This is a genomic window from Arthrobacter sp. ZGTC131, from assembly GCF_002929275.1.
Taxonomy (GTDB): domain Bacteria; phylum Actinomycetota; class Actinomycetes; order Actinomycetales; family Micrococcaceae; genus Arthrobacter.
On record NZ_PJIK01000008.1, the window covers coordinates 72,606 to 88,094 of the forward strand.

At 67.7% G+C, this 15,489-nt stretch carries 12 protein-coding genes; 11 read left to right on the forward strand and 1 reads right to left on the reverse strand.

Annotated elements, in window-relative coordinates; all coding sequences use genetic code 11:
• The first annotated feature begins 2 nt into the window (after positions 1 to 2).
• The 11 genes from CXQ90_RS11630 to CXQ90_RS11680 all read left to right on the forward strand — a co-directional run bounded on the left by CXQ90_RS11630 (position 3) and on the right by CXQ90_RS11680 (position 14,817).
• Positions 3 to 2,000: a penicillin-binding transpeptidase domain-containing protein gene (locus CXQ90_RS11630; protein ID WP_104139303.1), complete on the forward strand. Its 1,998-nt coding sequence runs from the start codon at positions 3 to 5 to the stop codon at positions 1,998 to 2,000.
• 48 nt (positions 2,001 to 2,048) lie between these two features.
• Positions 2,049 to 3,731 carry an ABC-F family ATP-binding cassette domain-containing protein gene (locus CXQ90_RS11635; protein ID WP_104139487.1) on the forward strand — a complete coding sequence of 561 codons (1,683 nt, stop codon included), beginning with the start codon at positions 2,049 to 2,051 and terminating at the stop codon, positions 3,729 to 3,731.
• 140 nt (positions 3,732 to 3,871) lie between these two features.
• Positions 3,872 to 5,068, forward strand: a complete 1,197-nt coding sequence (locus CXQ90_RS11640; protein WP_104139305.1) for an MFS transporter — start codon at positions 3,872 to 3,874, stop codon at positions 5,066 to 5,068.
• 93 nt (positions 5,069 to 5,161) lie between these two features.
• Positions 5,162 to 6,664, forward strand: coding sequence for a bifunctional phosphatase PAP2/diacylglycerol kinase family protein (locus CXQ90_RS11645; RefSeq protein WP_104139306.1), 1,503 nt, complete (start codon positions 5,162 to 5,164; stop codon positions 6,662 to 6,664).
• 150 nt (positions 6,665 to 6,814) lie between these two features.
• Positions 6,815 to 7,765 carry an ABC transporter ATP-binding protein gene (locus CXQ90_RS11650; protein ID WP_104139307.1) on the forward strand — a complete coding sequence of 317 codons (951 nt, stop codon included), beginning with the start codon at positions 6,815 to 6,817 and terminating at the stop codon, positions 7,763 to 7,765.
• A complete protein-coding gene (locus tag CXQ90_RS11655) occupies positions 7,762 to 8,670 on the forward strand; it encodes an ABC transporter permease (protein WP_181038539.1) in 909 nt (302 codons plus the stop codon). Before CXQ90_RS11650 ends, CXQ90_RS11655 begins: the two co-directional genes overlap by 4 nt.
• Before the next feature lie 27 nt (positions 8,671 to 8,697).
• Positions 8,698 to 10,008: a sensor histidine kinase gene (locus tag CXQ90_RS11660; protein ID WP_104139309.1), complete on the forward strand. Its 1,311-nt coding sequence runs from the start codon at positions 8,698 to 8,700 to the stop codon at positions 10,006 to 10,008.
• Positions 10,005 to 10,712: a response regulator transcription factor gene (locus CXQ90_RS11665; RefSeq protein ID WP_104139310.1), complete on the forward strand. Its 708-nt coding sequence runs from the start codon at positions 10,005 to 10,007 to the stop codon at positions 10,710 to 10,712. The genes CXQ90_RS11660 and CXQ90_RS11665 overlap by 4 nt, the downstream gene beginning before the upstream one ends.
• A 98-nt stretch (positions 10,713 to 10,810) precedes the next feature.
• The gene (locus CXQ90_RS11670; protein WP_104139312.1) at positions 10,811 to 11,731 is read left to right on the forward strand and encodes an intradiol ring-cleavage dioxygenase; all 921 of its coding nucleotides are present in this window, start codon (positions 10,811 to 10,813) and stop codon (positions 11,729 to 11,731) included.
• Positions 11,732 to 11,795: 64 nt separating this feature from the next.
• On the forward strand, positions 11,796 to 13,157 hold the full coding sequence (locus tag CXQ90_RS11675) for a M18 family aminopeptidase (protein WP_104139313.1): 1,362 nt from the start codon (positions 11,796 to 11,798) through the stop codon (positions 13,155 to 13,157).
• 238 nt (positions 13,158 to 13,395) lie between these two features.
• A complete protein-coding gene (locus CXQ90_RS11680; RefSeq protein WP_104139315.1) occupies positions 13,396 to 14,817 on the forward strand; it encodes an amino acid permease in 1,422 nt (473 codons plus the stop codon).
• Positions 14,818 to 14,928: 111 nt separating this feature from the next.
• Here the strand turns inward: CXQ90_RS11680 and CXQ90_RS11685 are convergent, their stop codons facing one another.
• Positions 14,929 to 15,264, reverse strand: a complete 336-nt coding sequence (locus tag CXQ90_RS11685; RefSeq protein ID WP_104139317.1) for a YnfA family protein — start codon at positions 15,262 to 15,264, stop codon at positions 14,929 to 14,931.
• Positions 15,265 to 15,489: the final 225 nt, after the last annotated feature.

Sequence of the window (15,489 nt, forward strand, 5' to 3'; positions counted from 1 at the left end):
CGGTGGGGAACTCTAAAAAACTTTCACTTGCCCTTATTGGTCTGATTTTCGGCGCCTCCCTGGTGGCGTGCGACGACGGTCGCGGCGGGGCCGAAGCCGCGGCGAAGCAGCTCGCCTCGGCCGTCGCCGGGCTGGACCTCCGTCCCGTGGCGTTCGACGGCCGTGACTCCGGCGTGGCGAACGACCAGCTGCACCAGGTCTTCAAGGCACTCGAACCCGAGAAGCCGTCTGTGGAGTCGGGCGAGTTGCAGCTCGACGGCGACACCGCGCGCGTCCCGCTCAACTACAGCTGGAAGATCGCTTCCGGCGAGTGGAAGTACACCGTTTCAGCGGACATGCGGAAATCAGGAGACAAGTGGCTGACCATCTGGTCGCCCGGGATGCTGGTGCCCGATCTTGCCGAAGGCGAGATCCTCAGCAAGTCCACACAGTCCCCGCAGCGCGCCGACATCCTTGGCGCGCAGGACACCCAGTTGGTCACCTACCGTCCCGTGGTCAACGTAGGCATCGACAAGCCGCAGCTTGGAACTGCTGACGCCGCCGATTCCGCCACCAAGCTGGCCAAGCTGGTGGGCATTGATCCGGCCGCTTACGTTCAGCAGGTGGAAGCGTCCGGGGCTGAGGCCTTCGTTCCGGCCATCACTCTCCGGGACACCAGCAACCGCACCGTCACTGATGCGGAAATCGAGGCCATTCCGGGCGGCCGGGCCATCCAGGACAAGTTGCCCCTCGCCCCCACGCGGAACTTCGCCCGGGCCGTGCTTGGCACCGTGGGCGAGGCTAGCGCGGAGCAGATTGAAAAGTCCGACGGCGCCCTGACCGCCGGCGATGTCATCGGAACCGGCGGATTGCAGCAGCAGTACGACGCCCAGCTCAGGGGCACTGACGGCACCGTGGTCCGGGTGCAGCGCGCGGATCTCACCCAAGAGGAAATCCAGGCCGCACCCGCCGATCCGCGCCGCACGGTATTCGAGGTCCAGGCAACCCCGGGGACAGCCCTGAAGACCACCCTCGACCTCAAACTGCAGCAGCTCGCCGAAGACACCCTCGCCGACGTCAAGCCTGCGTCCGCGATCGTGGCGCTCCGCCCGTCCACCGGAGCCGTGCTGGCCGCAGCATCCGGCCCCGGCAGCAACGGGTACAACACCGCCATGCTGGGTCAGTATGCGCCGGGCTCCACGTTCAAGGTGGTGGATTCGCTGGCCATGCTGCGCAACGGGTTCACCCCCGATTCAAAGGTGCAATGCACGCCCACCCTCACCGTGGACGGACGGAAGTTCAAGAACGCCGAGGGATACCCCGCCGATTCGCTCGGTTCCGTCACGCTCCGCGACGCGTTTGCGCACTCGTGCAACACAGCCTTCATCTCGGTGCGGGACAAAGTAACGCAGGCCCAGCTGGAATCAGCGGCAACGTCGCTCGGCGTTGCCGTTGAGGCCCCGAAGCTGGGCGCCGACGCCTTCCTTGGTTCCGTCCCGGGCGAGGCCGAGGGCACCGACCACGCCGCGGCCATGATCGGGCAGGGCAAGGTTCTGATGTCCCCGCTGGCCGCAGCCATCATGGCCGGCTCCGTCGCGAAGGGTTCGCCGGTTTCGCCGGTGCTGGTCCAGGAGGCCGCTCCGGGCGCATCACCCTCGGCCAGTGGAGCGGCAGGAACACAGCCAGCGGAAGGCGGGTCGCCGTCGTCGACCGTCACTGCTGAGGCGCCGGCGAAAGCCGTTGAAACGCCGATCAACAAAGCGGAGGCCGCCTCGCTCGCCGACATGATGCGCGCAGTGGTGACGTCCGGCCACGCCGGCTTCCTGGCCGAGATTGCGGGTGAACCTGTGGGCGCCAAGACCGGCACGGCAGAGTTCGGCAACGCCACTCCGCCAAAGACCCACGCCTGGATCATCGCTGTTCATGGCGATCTGGCCGTGGCCGTCTTCGTGGAAGAAGGCGGACTCGGCGCCACAACGTCCGGCCCGCTGCTGAAGAAGTTCCTGGCAGCGGCCAGCTGAGAGGGCCCGGATAAGGGCACGGGCGGCCGCCGTGGGAAGATGGACGGCGTGGCCCATATTGACGTTTCCGGCATTGACTACTTCCTCTCCGACGGCACCCAGCTGCTGAACGGGGTGACGTTCAAGGTCCCGGACGGCACCAAGACGGCGCTCATCGGGCCGAACGGCACGGGCAAGACCACCCTGTTCCGCATCATCGCCGGTGACCTCACCCCTGACGAGGGTGTCATCGGCCGCTCCGGGAACATGGGCATCATGCGCCAGTTCGTCGGCCAGGTTCGGGACGATTCCACCGTCAAAGACCTCCTGGTGTCCGCCGCCCCGCCTGCCCTGGCCGCCGCTGCCCGTGCCGTCGACGACGCGGAGCTCGCCATGATTGAGCACGACGACGAACCCACCCAGATGCGGTACGCCCAGGCGATCGTGGACTGGGGAGATGCCGGCGGCTACGACGTCGAGACCGTGTGGGACGAAGTCTGCATGGCCGCGCTGGGACTGCCGTTTGACCGCGCGCAGCACCGCCCGGCGTCGAGCCTTTCCGGCGGCGAGCAGAAGCGCCTGGTGCTGGAGGCGCTGTTCGCCGGCCCCGACGAGCTGCTGCTCCTGGACGAACCGGACAACTACCTGGACGTCCCCGGCAAACGCTGGCTGGAAGGCAAGCTCAACGACTCCAAGAAGACAGTGTTCTTCATCAGCCACGACCGCGAGCTGCTGAACAACGCCGCGGGGCGCATCGTCACCCTGGAGCCGGGCATCAACGGCGCCGGCGCCTGGATCCACGGCGGCGGCTTCGGCTCCTATGTGGAAGCCCGGGCGGACCGCAACGCCCGCTTCGAAGAGCTGCGCAAACGCTGGGACGAGGAGCACGTGAAGCTCAAGGAACTCGTCAACATGTACAAGAACAAGGCGGCGTTCCGTTCTGACATGGCCAACCGGTACCACGCCGCGCAGACCCGCCTGGCGAAGTTCCTGGAAATCGGGCCCCCGGAGGCGCTGCCCATCGAGCAGAACGTGCAGATGCGCCTCAAGGGCGGGCGCACCGCCAAGCGCGCCGTGGTGGCCGAAGGGCTCGAGCTGACCGGCCTCATGAAGCCCTTCTCCACCGAGATCTGGTTTGGCGACCGTGTGGGCGTGCTGGGTTCCAACGGCTCCGGAAAGTCCCACTTCCTGCGCCTGCTCGCCACCGGGGGCACCGATCCGGAACGCGAACACCTGCCGGTGTCCGACGTCGAAATCGCCGAGGTACCGCACGAGGGGACCGTGAAACTCGGCGCCCGCATCCGCCCGGGATTCTTTGCGCAGACCCACGTCCGCCCCGATCTGCTGAACCGCACGCTGCTGGACATCCTGCACCGCGGGGACGAGCACCGCTCCGGCCTAGGCCGTGAGGCCGCGGCCGGTGCCCTGGACGGCTACGGGCTGGCGGGACAGTCGGAGCAGAAGTACGAATCCCTTTCCGGCGGCCAGCAGGCCCGCTTCCAGATCCTGCTGCTGCAGCTGTCCGGGGCCACGCTGCTGCTGCTCGACGAGCCCACGGACAACCTGGACCTGCACTCCGCCGAGGCGCTGGAGCGGGCGATCGACCACTTCGAGGGAACCGTCCTGGCGGTCACGCATGACCGCTGGTTTGCCCGGACCTTCGACCGCTTCCTGGTGTTCGGCTCCGACGGCCGGGTGTACGAATCCGCCGAGCCGGTGTGGGACGAGAAACGCGTGCAGCGCGCCCGCTAAACCCGCATCGCTCACTCCTGCACGTTTTTGCGCCAACGCTCTTCCACCGGCGGGAGAGCGTTGGCGTTTTTAATGCGGGAAGTGGGAGAGCCTCGGGGGTTTGGGCAGGCCAACCCGCGGGGCATCGATAGAGTTGTCCAATGACGTCCACGCAGCAGCTCGCCGACCGCAGGGTTTCCGCCGCAGCGGCGGCGACCTTCATCATTTTCGGCGCCAACGGCCTGGTGTTTGCCAGCTGGGCCGCCCGCATTCCGGCAGTCACGGAGATCCTGCACATATCGTCCGGCCAGATGGGGACGCTCCTGCTGTGCACGGCAGTGGGTTCGCTGATCGCCCTGCCCACCGCGGGGCTGGTGATCAACCGGATCGGCACCGCCAACAGCGTCCGCGCCAGCGGATTCCTCGCCTCGCTTGCGGGCGTGGGCATCGCGCTTGCGCTGCTGGCGGAGTCCGTTCCCGCCACGGCGGCGGCGCTTTTCTTCTTCGGCATCGGCATCGGGCTGTGGGATGTGTCCCAGAACGTTGAAGGGGCCGACGTCGAGCACCGGCTCCGCCGGACCGTCATGCCCAAGTTCCATGCGGCGTTCAGCGGCGGGGCCTTCGTGGGTGCGCTCATCGGGGCAGGGCTGTCCGGCATCGGTGTGGGCCTGCCCCAGCACCTGCTGGTCATCGCCGCCGCAGTGGCAGTGCTGACCTTCGTCACACCGCGCTACTTCCTGCCGCATGCCGTCCCCGAGCAGCGCGCCGAGGGTGAGCCCAAGCCTGCCCGCGGCCCGTCCGCCTGGCGCGACGGCCGCACGCTCCTGATCGGAGTGGTGGTGCTTGGCGCCACGCTGACCGAAGGCGCGGGCAATGACTGGATCGCCAAAGCGGCGGTGGACGGCCTCGGAACCTCTGAATCCACCGGTGCCCTGCTCTTCGCACTGTTTGTGCTGGCCATGACCGGAATGCGCTTCTTTGGCGGCACCTCCATTGACCGGTACGGACGGGTGGCAGTGCTGCGCGCCAGCATGGCCGCAGCCGCGGCGGGCCTGGCGCTGTTCGTCTTCGCCGGCAACATCTGGCTTGCGGCCATCGGAGCCGCACTGTGGGGAGTGGGGGCCGCCCTCGCGTTCCCGATGGGGATGTCTGCCGCTGCGGACGACCCCAAGCACGCGGCTGCAAGGGTTTCGGTGGTTTCCACCATCGGCTATGTGGCCTTCCTGGCCGGGCCACCGCTGCTCGGGTACCTCGGCGACCTGACAGGGATCCACCTTGCGCTCCTGGCAATCGGAGTGCCGATCCTGGTTGCCCTGCTGCTCGCCGGGGCCGCGAAGCCGCTGTCCGGCAGGCGATGAGCTTCCGGTAGCGGACTCCGCGCTGCACGCGCCCCGCCCCCGCACACACGGACTGTCCGTGTCCGGCGGGATACCCGGCGGTAGGGTGGGGAAATGCGAACAATGCTGCGGAGGGGACCGGGCTGGGTAGCAGGACTGGACCGGACGCTGATGCGCGCCGTCTCTGCCTTTCCGGGCGGGCACCATGACACCTTCTTCCGGCGGCTCTCGGCCGCGGCCAACAAGGGCAAGCTTTGGTTTGGAGTAGCCGCCGTGGCGGCGGCCGTTCCCGGCCGCACCAGGCGCGCCGCGCTTCACGGCCTGCTGGCCCAGGGCGTTGCGTCCGCGGTGACCAACCTTGTTTTCAAAACTCTGCTGCCCCGCACCAGGCCGCTGCCGGAACACCTGCCCGTGTTCCGATTCGTGAACCCGCAGCCAACCAGCTCGTCGATGCCCTCCGGCCACTCGGCGTCAGCCGTCGCGTTCGCCCTCGGGGCCGGCTTCGTCCAGCCGCTCCTAGGCGCTGCCGTAGCCCCCGTGGCCGCCGGCGTTGCATACTCCAGGGTGCATACGGGGGCGCACTGGCCGACCGACGTGCTCTTCGGCTCGGCGATCGGAGCCGCGGCAGCGCTCGTGACAAGGAAATGGTGGCCCGTCCGGGCGCCCTTTCCATCCACGACGCGGTGCCGCGTGGGAGCGGCAGAAGTCCCCCGCGGCGAAGGTCTCAGCATCGCAGTGAACACCTTGGGCGGGTCTTTTACCGAAGAAACCTCCGCCGCCCTGCTGGAGGTATTCCCACTCGCGCATATAGCGACGATTGCGCCTAATGAGGACGTTGCCGCCCTGGTGGAGGCCGCTGCCACAAGGCCGGGCACCCGTGCGCTGGGCGTCTGGGGCGGCGACGGGACGGTGGGCACTGCCGCTGCCGCCGCCGTCGAGCATGACCTTCCCTTGCTGGTACTCGCCGGCGGAACCCTGAACCACTTCGCCCGGGATGCCGGGACCCCCTCCCTCATCGAAGCAGTGGCGGCCGCGAGGAACGGCGAGGCGGCACTGGCGGACGTGGGCGTCGTCGCGGTGGAGCGCGGTCTCGCCGATGACCCGGAAAAGGTGGAGCGCCTCATGCTCAACACCGCCAGCATCGGGCTGTACCCCAATCTCGTCCGGCGCCGCGAGCACCTGCAGCCCGCCCTCGGCAAACCGCTGGCCGGTGTGGTGGCGATGTTCCGGACGTTCGCGGTGGAGAAACCCATCACGCTCACGGTGGACGGTGTGCGCCACAAGGTGTGGATCATGTACATCGGCCGGGGCCGTTACTATCCCCGCGACCACGCCCCGCTGATCCGTCCGGTGCTGGACGACGGCGTGTTGGACGTCCGGTTGATCACCGCGGACGAATCCTTCGCCCGCCTCCGCATGCTTTGGTCAGTGCTGACCGGCACCGTGGCAACCTCCAGGATCACCCACCTGATCGAGGCCACGCGGGTGAGGGTTGAGGCCGATGCGGGGCCGCTGGTGCTCGCCGTGGACGGCGAAGCCATGCCGGGGGTGCGGGCCGCGGAATTCACGCTCAAGCGCGGTGCGCTCCGGTACTACTCTCCGCACAGCGACGGCTGAGCCCCCGGTGCCTCATCCGATCGGATGACGCGGGGTTACCCTGGTTGGCCCCTGAATCATCCCTGAGACCGGCGAATTCGGCAGTCCGCGTATGTAGCGTGGAACGTGCACACGAGACAGCATCCCGCAGCTACGCAAAGGAACGCTTCCATGATCGAGGCACAAGGCCTGACGAAGGTCTACGGCGACAAAACCGCCGTAGGCGGCGTCAACTTCACTGTCCAAGCTGGCCAGGTCACTGGCTTCCTGGGCCCCAACGGGGCCGGCAAATCAACCACCATGCGCATGATCATGGGACTGGACACGCCGACGGCGGGGACGGTCACCGTGAACGGCGTACCGTTCGCCCGCCACGTCGCGCCGCTGCGCGAGATCGGGGCGCTGCTGGACGCGAAGGCAGTCCACACGAGCCGCTCCGCCTACAACCATCTGCTGGCGATGGCAGCCACCCACAGCATCCCCAAGAAGCGCGTCCACGAGGTTATTGAGATGACGGGCCTGGCAGACGTCGCCCGGAAGAAGGTCAAGGGCTTCTCCCTCGGCATGGGGCAGCGGCTGGGCATCGCCGCCGCGCTCCTGGGCGATCCGCAGACCATCATCCTGGATGAGCCTGTCAACGGCCTGGACCCGGAGGGCGTGGTGTGGGTGCGCAACCTCGTCAAGTTCCTGGCCTCGGAGGGCCGCACCGTGTTCCTGTCCAGCCACCTCATGAGCGAGATGGCCCTGACCGCGGACCACCTGATCGTGATCGGCCGCGGCAAGATCATCGCCGATGCGCCCATCAAGGACATCATCACCGGCAAGGGGCAGAGCCGCACGCGCGTCCGCACGGACCGGCCCGACCAGCTCATGCACGCCCTCGCGGGAGCCGGTGTTTCCGTTGAGGTGCAGGACTACGAACTGCTGGAGGTCAAGGGCCTCGATCCGCGCCAGATTGCGCGGACGGCCCTGGACCACCAGGTCATGGTCTACGAGCTCACTCCGCTCCAGGCCAGCCTTGAAGAGGCGTATATGGAGCTGACCAAGGATGAGGTCGAATACCACTCGCTGATCACCACGGGAGCCCCTGTTCCCGCCCAGTCCGGAGGCAACCAGTCATGAGCTCAACAACCTTGGATTCCACCCCTTCCCGAGGCGGAGCGCACACCGCAAACGGTGCGGACTCCGGCAGCGCCGGCCGCCCTGCCGGTGCGGGCATCGGTCCCGGCCCCACGTTCTTTCGGGTCCTGAACTCCGAATTCATCAAGTTCCGCACGCTGCTGTCCACCCTGATCCTCCTCGCCTCCACGGCCGTGGTCATGGTGGGGTTCGGCGCGCTGTCAGCCTGGGGAACAGGCCAGTTCGCGGACGCGGCAGCCTCCGATCCGCAGGCGGCCGAAGCCATGGCCGCCCAGGGCGGCGACCTCGCCGTGACCGTTCCCACGTCCGGCATTGCCTTCGCGCAGCTGATCCTGGGCTCCCTCGGCGTGCTGCTGATGAGCTCGGAGTTCACCACCGGAATGGCCCGCTCCACGTTTGCTGCGGTCCCGAAACGGATCCCGGCTTTCACCGCCAAGCTCGTGGTGGTCATGGTCAGCGCCTTTGTCCTGACGGCCGTGTCCACCTATGTGGCAGGGCTCGTGTCGGTGCCGATCCTGGACAACTACGGCCTCAAACTGGACCTCGGCAGCTCGCAGTCGATCAAACTGCTGCTCGTCAACAGCGCCTACGTGGCCGCAGTGGCAGCGATCGGCATGGCGCTCGGCACCCTCATCCGCAACTCGGCCGGGGGCATCATGAGCCTGGTGGGCTTGTTCTTCGTGGCGCCCATTGCGTTCCAGCTGATCCCGGGCGACTTCTTCGTGGAAGCCCGCAAGTACCTGCCCGGCAACACCATCAACCCCCTGACGGCCGTGGAACACGTCCCGGAGACCCTCGAAGTCTGGCAGGCCGCCCTGGTGCTCGGCGCCTGGGTGGTGGTGCCGGTGGTCCTGGCCATGGTCCTGCTCAAGAAGCGTGACGTGTAGTCCGGAGCATCCGTTGAGGCTCATCGCATGAGTGAAGCTGTATCTGTGAAGGACGCGTCATCCACTCAGGCTGACGCGTCCTTCGCCGAGATCGCCGCCAGGCGGCGCGGACGCGTCCGCCGGTACCTGCACGGCCATCCCCGCGTCATGGATGCAGTGGTGGTGGCCTGCTATGTCCTGCTGGTCACGCCCACGACAGTGGATGCCGTGACGGCCGGAGACTGGGCGGCACCCGCGCTGCTCGCCGGCGCAGCGCTTGCCTTGTTCTTCCGTCGGCGTTATCCCGTTCCCGTGGTGGCCGTCATCGCGCCCGTGGAAGTGGCGGTCACCCTGCTGCATCCGTGGGGTTCCAACGTTTCGGCGGGGCTGTGGTTCTCCCTGTACGCGGTTGCCGTGGTGCACACCAGGCGCTTCGCCCTGGTCACGCTGGCCCTCGCGACGGCGCCGCTGGCGCTGCTGTACTTCTTCGCGGCGGTGGGTCCCCTGGAGCGGGAACTGCCGGCCTCCGGGGCGTCCCCGGAGGAATTCCAGCTCATCTCCAGCATTGCGGCGGGCATCAGCATCGCGCTCTCCAACGTGATCGCCACCGGAATCGGGATCTCTGTCCGCCAGCGAAGGGAGCACGAGCAGGAAGTCGCGGTTTGGGCGGCCCAGGCCGCGCGACTCGGCTCCGTCAGCGAACGGAACCGGATAGCGCGGGAGATGCACGACGTCGTGGCACACTCCCTGACCGTGATGGTCACGCTGTCGGACGGGGCCGCCGTCGTGGTCCGCAAGGATCCGGAACGCGCCGCGGAAGTGCTGGCCGAGCTGTCCCGGACCGGGCGGACCGCCCTGGCGGACATGCGCCGCGTGCTGGGAGTCCTTCGTGATGACACGGCCGCCGGACAGGCGCCCCGCGAGCCGTTAGCCGCCGGGGACAATCTTGCCAAGCTCCTGGACGGCTTCCGCACGGCTGGCCTGCCGGTCCACTACTCGCACACGGGTCCGGCGCTGGCGGAGGACGCCGCCTTCCAGCTCACCGTGTACCGGATCGTCCAGGAGTCGCTCACCAACGTCCTGCGCTACGGCCGGGCGCTGAGCCGGGTGGACGTCGTGGTGGTCCGGGATGATTCCACCGTCACCATTGAAGTGATCGACGACGGCCGGGGCACCTCCGAGGGCTCCGCCGGCACCGGAACAATCGGCACCGCGACGCTCGGCACCGGACAGGGCCTGCCGGGGATGAAGGAACGCGCCGGGATCTACGGCGGTACCGTGGAGGCAGGCCGTACCGTCAGCGGCGGTTGGCGGGTGCGTGCCGTGCTGCAACTGAACGGAAACAAGGGGGACGAATGAACGACGCCGGACGGATCCGGGTACTGCTGGTGGACGATCAGCCGCTGCTTCGCATGGGCTTCCGGCTGATCCTGGAGGGCGAAGACGACCTTGAAGTGGTCGGCGAGGCCGCGGACGGTGCCGAGGCGATTGGCCGGGTGCGCGAGCTCAGCCCGGACGTGGTCCTCATGGACGTCCGGATGCCGGTCCTCGACGGCATCGGGGCGACGCGTGCCATCACCGGCTCGGGCTCCGGCTCGCGGATCATCATCCTGACCACCTTCGACCTCGATGAGTACGCCTTCGCCGGGCTGCAGGCAGGGGCGTCGGCCTTCCTGCTCAAGGATGTGGCCCCCGCCGACCTGGTCCGGGCCGTCAGGGTGGTGGCGAGCGGCGACGCCGTCGTGGCTCCCCGCATTACCCGGCGCCTGCTGGAAACGTACGTCCGGGGCAACGGTTCGCCCGCGCCGGGCGTAACCGCCGCTTCGCCGACCCACCGGGATCCGTTGCTGGAGGACCTCACTCCGCGGGAGACCGAAATGCTCGAGGCGATGTCCGAGGGCCTGTCGAACGCGGAGATCGCGCACAGGTACTTCCTGTCGGAGGCCACGGTGAAGACCCACGTCCGGCGGATCCTCACCAAGCTGCACCTGCGGGACCGGGTCCAGGCCGTGGTTTACGCCTATGAGACAGGCCTGGTGACGCCCAGCAACCCGGACTACTGACCCGTACTACTGGCTGGGAACCATTGACAGGGCCGGCGCACAGGGTACGCACAGGATTGCCCTATGCAGGCCATAGCTGGCTGGAGTTTCATGGATCCATGACTTCTTCGCCTCGCACCCCCGGCCGGCAGCAAACTCCGGATGAGCCCCACCCCAACCACGACCGCGGCCTCGAGTTCGACCTCTCGACGCTGATGACCCGACGCTCCCTGGGTATGTTCCTCGGGGCCGGCACGGCGGCGGCCGCGCTGGCGGCGTGCACGCCGGGCGGTTCCTCCGGCTCGCCGGCGACCACCGGAACACCGTCGTCCTCGCCCGCCGGAACGGCGGCCACGACGACGGCGCCCTCCGCCAGCGCGTCCCCCACAGTGACCCGGGCAATCGCCGAGTGCGGCGTGGAGATCCCGCAGGAAACGGCCGGGCCCTACCCGGGTGACGGATCCAACGGCCCGAACGTCCTCGAGGCGTCCGGCGTGGTGCGGCAGGACATCTCGTCCAGCTTCGGCACGTCCACCACGAAGGTCGACGGCGTGCCGCTGACCGTCACGCTGACCCTGCTGGACAACGCCAACGGCTGCGTTCCGCTGGCCGGCGCCGCCGTCTACGCCTGGCACTGTGACCGGGACGGAAAGTACTCCCTGTACGATTCCGGGCTGGAAAACGAGAACTACCTCCGCGGGGTGCAGGAGGCCGACGCCAACGGGCAGGTCACCTTCAAGACCATCTACCCGGGCGCCTACAACGGCCGCTGGCCGCACATCCACTTCGAAGTGTTCGAATCCATGACCAATGCCACGGCAGCGGGGCAGGTCCTGGCGGTCTCGCAGATCGCGCTGACGGACGCCGTCTGCAGGGAGGTCTACGCGTCCGCCGGCTACGAGACCAGCGCCCGGAATTTCCCCAACACCACGCTGAAGTCGGACAACGTCTTCGGCGACGACGGCGGCATCTACCAGCTGGCCACCATGTCCGGTTCCGTGTCTGGCGGCTACACGGCGGACCTCAACGTCACCGTCTAAGACGACCCGTCCGGGGCTGCACCGTCCACGGGCGCCCGTCTGGCGCAGCGCTAGACTCGGAGCCATGCCTCTCCACACCTCTGCCGCAGACCACATCCGGGACCTGGGCGACTACGTCAGCGCCTCGCCGTCGAGCTTTCACGCCGCTCACGAGGGGGCCCGGCGGCTGGCGGAGGCTGGATTCACCGGCCTGGATGAGCTGCAGCCGTGGGATGCCGGTGCCGGTAAGTTCTACGTGATCCGGGACGGCGCGCTGATTGCGTGGGTGACGCCGGCAGGCGCCGGCCCCACCACGGGATTCAACATCCTGGGCGCCCACACCGACTCGCCGTCCTTCAAGCTCAAGCCCAAGCCGACCACCGGCCGGTTCGGCTGGCTGCAGGCCGGCGTGGAAGTCTACGGCGGGCCGCTGCTGAATTCCTGGCTGGACCGCGAACTGCAGCTCGCGGGGCGCCTGGTCATGCTCGACGGCACCCAGCACCTGACGGCCACCGGCCCGCTGCTGCGTTTTCCGCAGCTGGCCATCCACCTGGACCGGGCGGTGAATGAGGGCCTCACCCTGGACAAGCAGCAGCACATGAACCCGGTGTTCGGGCTCGGTGACCCCGACGGCGAGGACCTCCTTGGGCTGCTGGCCGATCGGGTGTCCGGCAGCAGTGACGGTCAGGGAGGCGGCGCCGCCGGGGGCACGGCGCCGATCGATCCGGAACAGATTGGCGGGTACGACGTCGTCATTGCCGACACGCAGCCGCCTGCGGTTTTCGGGGCGAAGAGCGAGTTCTTCGCCTCCGGGCGGCTGGACAACCTTTCGGCCACGCACGCCGGATTGGCGGCGCTGATCGCACATGCGGATGCGGCAGGCTCCACCAGCGGACCGGAACCGGCGCCGATCGCCGTGCTGGCCGCGTTCGACCATGAGGAAATAGGTTCGGCCTCGCGCTCGGGGGCCTGCGGGCCCGTGCTCGAAGACATCCTGGTCCGCATTTCTGACGGACTGGGCGCTTCGGTGAGCCAGCGGCGGCAGGCGTTTGCGGCGTCGTTCTGTGTTTCGGCCGATGCCGGCCACGCCGTCCACCCCAACTACGCGGAGCGGCATGACCCCATCAACCGTCCCGTTCTTAACGGCGGACCGCTGCTGAAAATCAATGCCAACCAGCGCTATGCCACGGACGCCGCGGGCGCGGCGCTCTGGGCCCGGCTGTGCGGCGAGGCCGGTGTTCCCTATCAGGAGTTCGTCTCCAACAATGTGATGCCCTGCGGCTCCACCATTGGACCGCTGACCGCGACGCGCTTGGGCATTCGGACCGTGGACGTGGGCGTGCCACTGCTGTCCATGCACTCCGCCAGAGAGCTGTGCGGCGTGGAGGATCCGCACCGCCTTGCCCGGGTCACGGCGCTGTTCTTCGGAACCGCCGCGGGGCTGTAACCGGCGCGAACGAACATTTCAGCCCCGTTACAAAATTGCCCTTTGAACACCGCTTGTTGCTTCCGAGTGCCCGTGGCTGGAAGTATGGCTGTTTGCGGTCCCGCCAAACTGTGTCATCGCACAGCCGGTCCAGCCGATGGCTCCTTTAGTGTGAAACGCACATGTGGTCTGCCGCACACATCCCAAGCCGGCCCCGACCCATGCCAAGACCTGAAATCAACAAGAGGACGGCGCATCCATGCACGCTGACCAGCAACTCTCAAAGTCCCTGAAACCCCGGCACCTGTCCATGATCGCCATTGCGGGCGTCATCGGCGCAGGGCTGTTTGTGGGCTCCGGCGCCGCAATCCAGCAGGCAGGCCCGGGCATCCTGCTTGCCTACATGGCCGCGGGCATTGTGGTCATCCTGGTGATGCGGATGCTGGGCGAAATGGCGGCCGCCAATCCCGAGACCGGATCCTTCTCCACTTACGCCGACAAGGCGCTGGGACGCTGGGCCGGCTTCAGCATCGGCTGGCTCTACGCATGGTTCTGGATCATCGTGCTGGGCATCGAGGCCACCGCCGGTGCAGCCATCATGCACCGCTGGGTGCCGGGCATCGACCAGTGGCTCTGGGCCCTGGTGCTCATGGTGCTGCTGACGCTGACCAACCTGGGGTCGGTGAAGTCCTATGGTGAGTTCGAATTCTGGTTCGCGTCCATCAAGGTCGCCGCGATCGTCCTGTTCCTCATTTTCGGCGTGGCGGCGATCCTGGGCCTGATCCCCGGCGTTCCGGCCCCGGGCATCAGCAACCTGATCGAGAACGGCGGCTTCCTGCCCAACGGCCCGGGAGCCGTGCTGGCGGGCATCCTCGTGGTGGTCTTTTCCTTCTTCGGTGCCGAAATCGCCACCATCGCCGCCGGCGAGTCCGAAAACCCCGTGGATGCGGTGAAGAAAGCCGTGAAGTCCACCGTGTGGCGCATCCTGGTCTTCTACATCGGTTCCATCGCCATCGTGGTCACCCTGCTGCCGTGGAACTCCGCCAACGTCGCCAAGAGCCCGTACGTTGCCGTCATCGAACTGTTCGGCATTCCGGGCGCCGGCACCATCATGGACATCGTGGTGCTCACCTCGGTGCTGTCCTGCCTGAACTCCGGCCTCTACACGGCCAGCCGCATGCTATTCTCCCTCTCCCGCCGCGGTGATGCGCCCAAGTCCTGGATGAAGATTTCCAAGCGCGGCGTGCCGGCTGCGGCCGTGCTGGCCTCCACGGTGGTCGGCTTCATCACCGTGGGGCTGAACTACATTGCCCCGGACACGGTCTTCCTGTTCCTGGTGAACACGTCCGGCGCCATCGCCCTGTTCGTCTGGCTCGTGATCGCCGCCTCACAGCTGATCCTGCGCCGCCGCATGGGAGCCGCTGCCAAGGACCTTGCGCTGAAGATGTGGCTGTTCCCCTACCTGACCTGGCTGGCGATCGGCAGCATCGTTGCCCTCATCATCGGCATGATGATCCTGGAGTCCACCCGCGAATCGCTCCTGCTGTCCCTCGCGCTGGCCGCCGTCGTGGTGGGCATCGGCCTGTGGCGCTACCGCAAGGGCGGTGCCGCGCCCATCCCGGCCGATACTGCCGTTCCCGCAGCTGAAGGCGTCGGCGCGGGGACCGGGCCGGCGTCGTAAGTTCGTCGCCTGGCTGTTTCTGCTCCACCATGAGACCGCCTGTCCGGCCGGCCGCCCAGGCCCGCCGGACAGGCGGTTTTTGCCGTCCCGCAGGAATTGGTCCGGCGCAGCTCAGCCCTGGCGCGGGGCGAACATGATCACGGCCACGCCAATCAGGCATACCGCGGCACCGATGAGGTCCCAGCGGTCCGGACGGAAGCCGTCCAGGACCACGCCCCACGCCAGTGAGCCCGCGATGAAGACCCCGCCGTAGGCCGCCAGCACGCGGCCGAAATGTGCGTCGGGCTGAAAGGCGGCCACGAAGCCGTAGATCCCCAAGGCCACCACGCCGAGCCCTGCCCACCACCAGGCCCGGTCCTCACGCACGGACTGCCAGATCAGCCAGGCGCCGCCGATTTCCGCGGCGGCGGCCAGCGTGAAGAGCAGCACCGATTTCAGCATCGTCATGGCTCCAGTATTCCGTCCGGTTGGAGTTATCCACATAGCCGCCCCCGTTGCTGCCGCCGGGACCCGCATCAGGCTAGCCTCGAGTCAGGGCACGAATCGCGGAAACCCGCTCCGATGCACTAAGATATTGAAGTCTGTGCTGCGCCCTGCCTCCGTTTTGGCTGCCGGGTGCGCATGACACCGCAAATGAACCTCCTGTTACGGAAATGCCGTAACCGCTTAGCC

Coding starts and splice junctions, on each gene's coding strand:
- CXQ90_RS11640 (WP_104139305.1), top strand. CDS start 3,872: ATGACGTCCACGCAGCAGCTCGCCGACCGCAGGGTTTCCGCCGCAGCG.
- CXQ90_RS11645 (WP_104139306.1), top strand. CDS start 5,162: ATGCGAACAATGCTGCGGAGGGGACCGGGCTGGGTAGCAGGACTGGAC.
- CXQ90_RS11650 (WP_104139307.1), top strand. CDS start 6,815: ATGATCGAGGCACAAGGCCTGACGAAGGTCTACGGCGACAAAACCGCC.
- CXQ90_RS11655 (WP_181038539.1), top strand. CDS start 7,762: ATGAGCTCAACAACCTTGGATTCCACCCCTTCCCGAGGCGGAGCGCAC.
- CXQ90_RS11660 (WP_104139309.1), top strand. CDS start 8,698: ATGAGTGAAGCTGTATCTGTGAAGGACGCGTCATCCACTCAGGCTGAC.
- CXQ90_RS11665 (WP_104139310.1), top strand. CDS start 10,005: ATGAACGACGCCGGACGGATCCGGGTACTGCTGGTGGACGATCAGCCG.
- CXQ90_RS11670 (WP_104139312.1), top strand. CDS start 10,811: ATGACTTCTTCGCCTCGCACCCCCGGCCGGCAGCAAACTCCGGATGAG.
- CXQ90_RS11675 (WP_104139313.1), top strand. CDS start 11,796: ATGCCTCTCCACACCTCTGCCGCAGACCACATCCGGGACCTGGGCGAC.
- CXQ90_RS11680 (WP_104139315.1), top strand. CDS start 13,396: ATGCACGCTGACCAGCAACTCTCAAAGTCCCTGAAACCCCGGCACCTG.
- CXQ90_RS11685 (WP_104139317.1), bottom strand. CDS start 15,264: ATGACGATGCTGAAATCGGTGCTGCTCTTCACGCTGGCCGCCGCCGCG.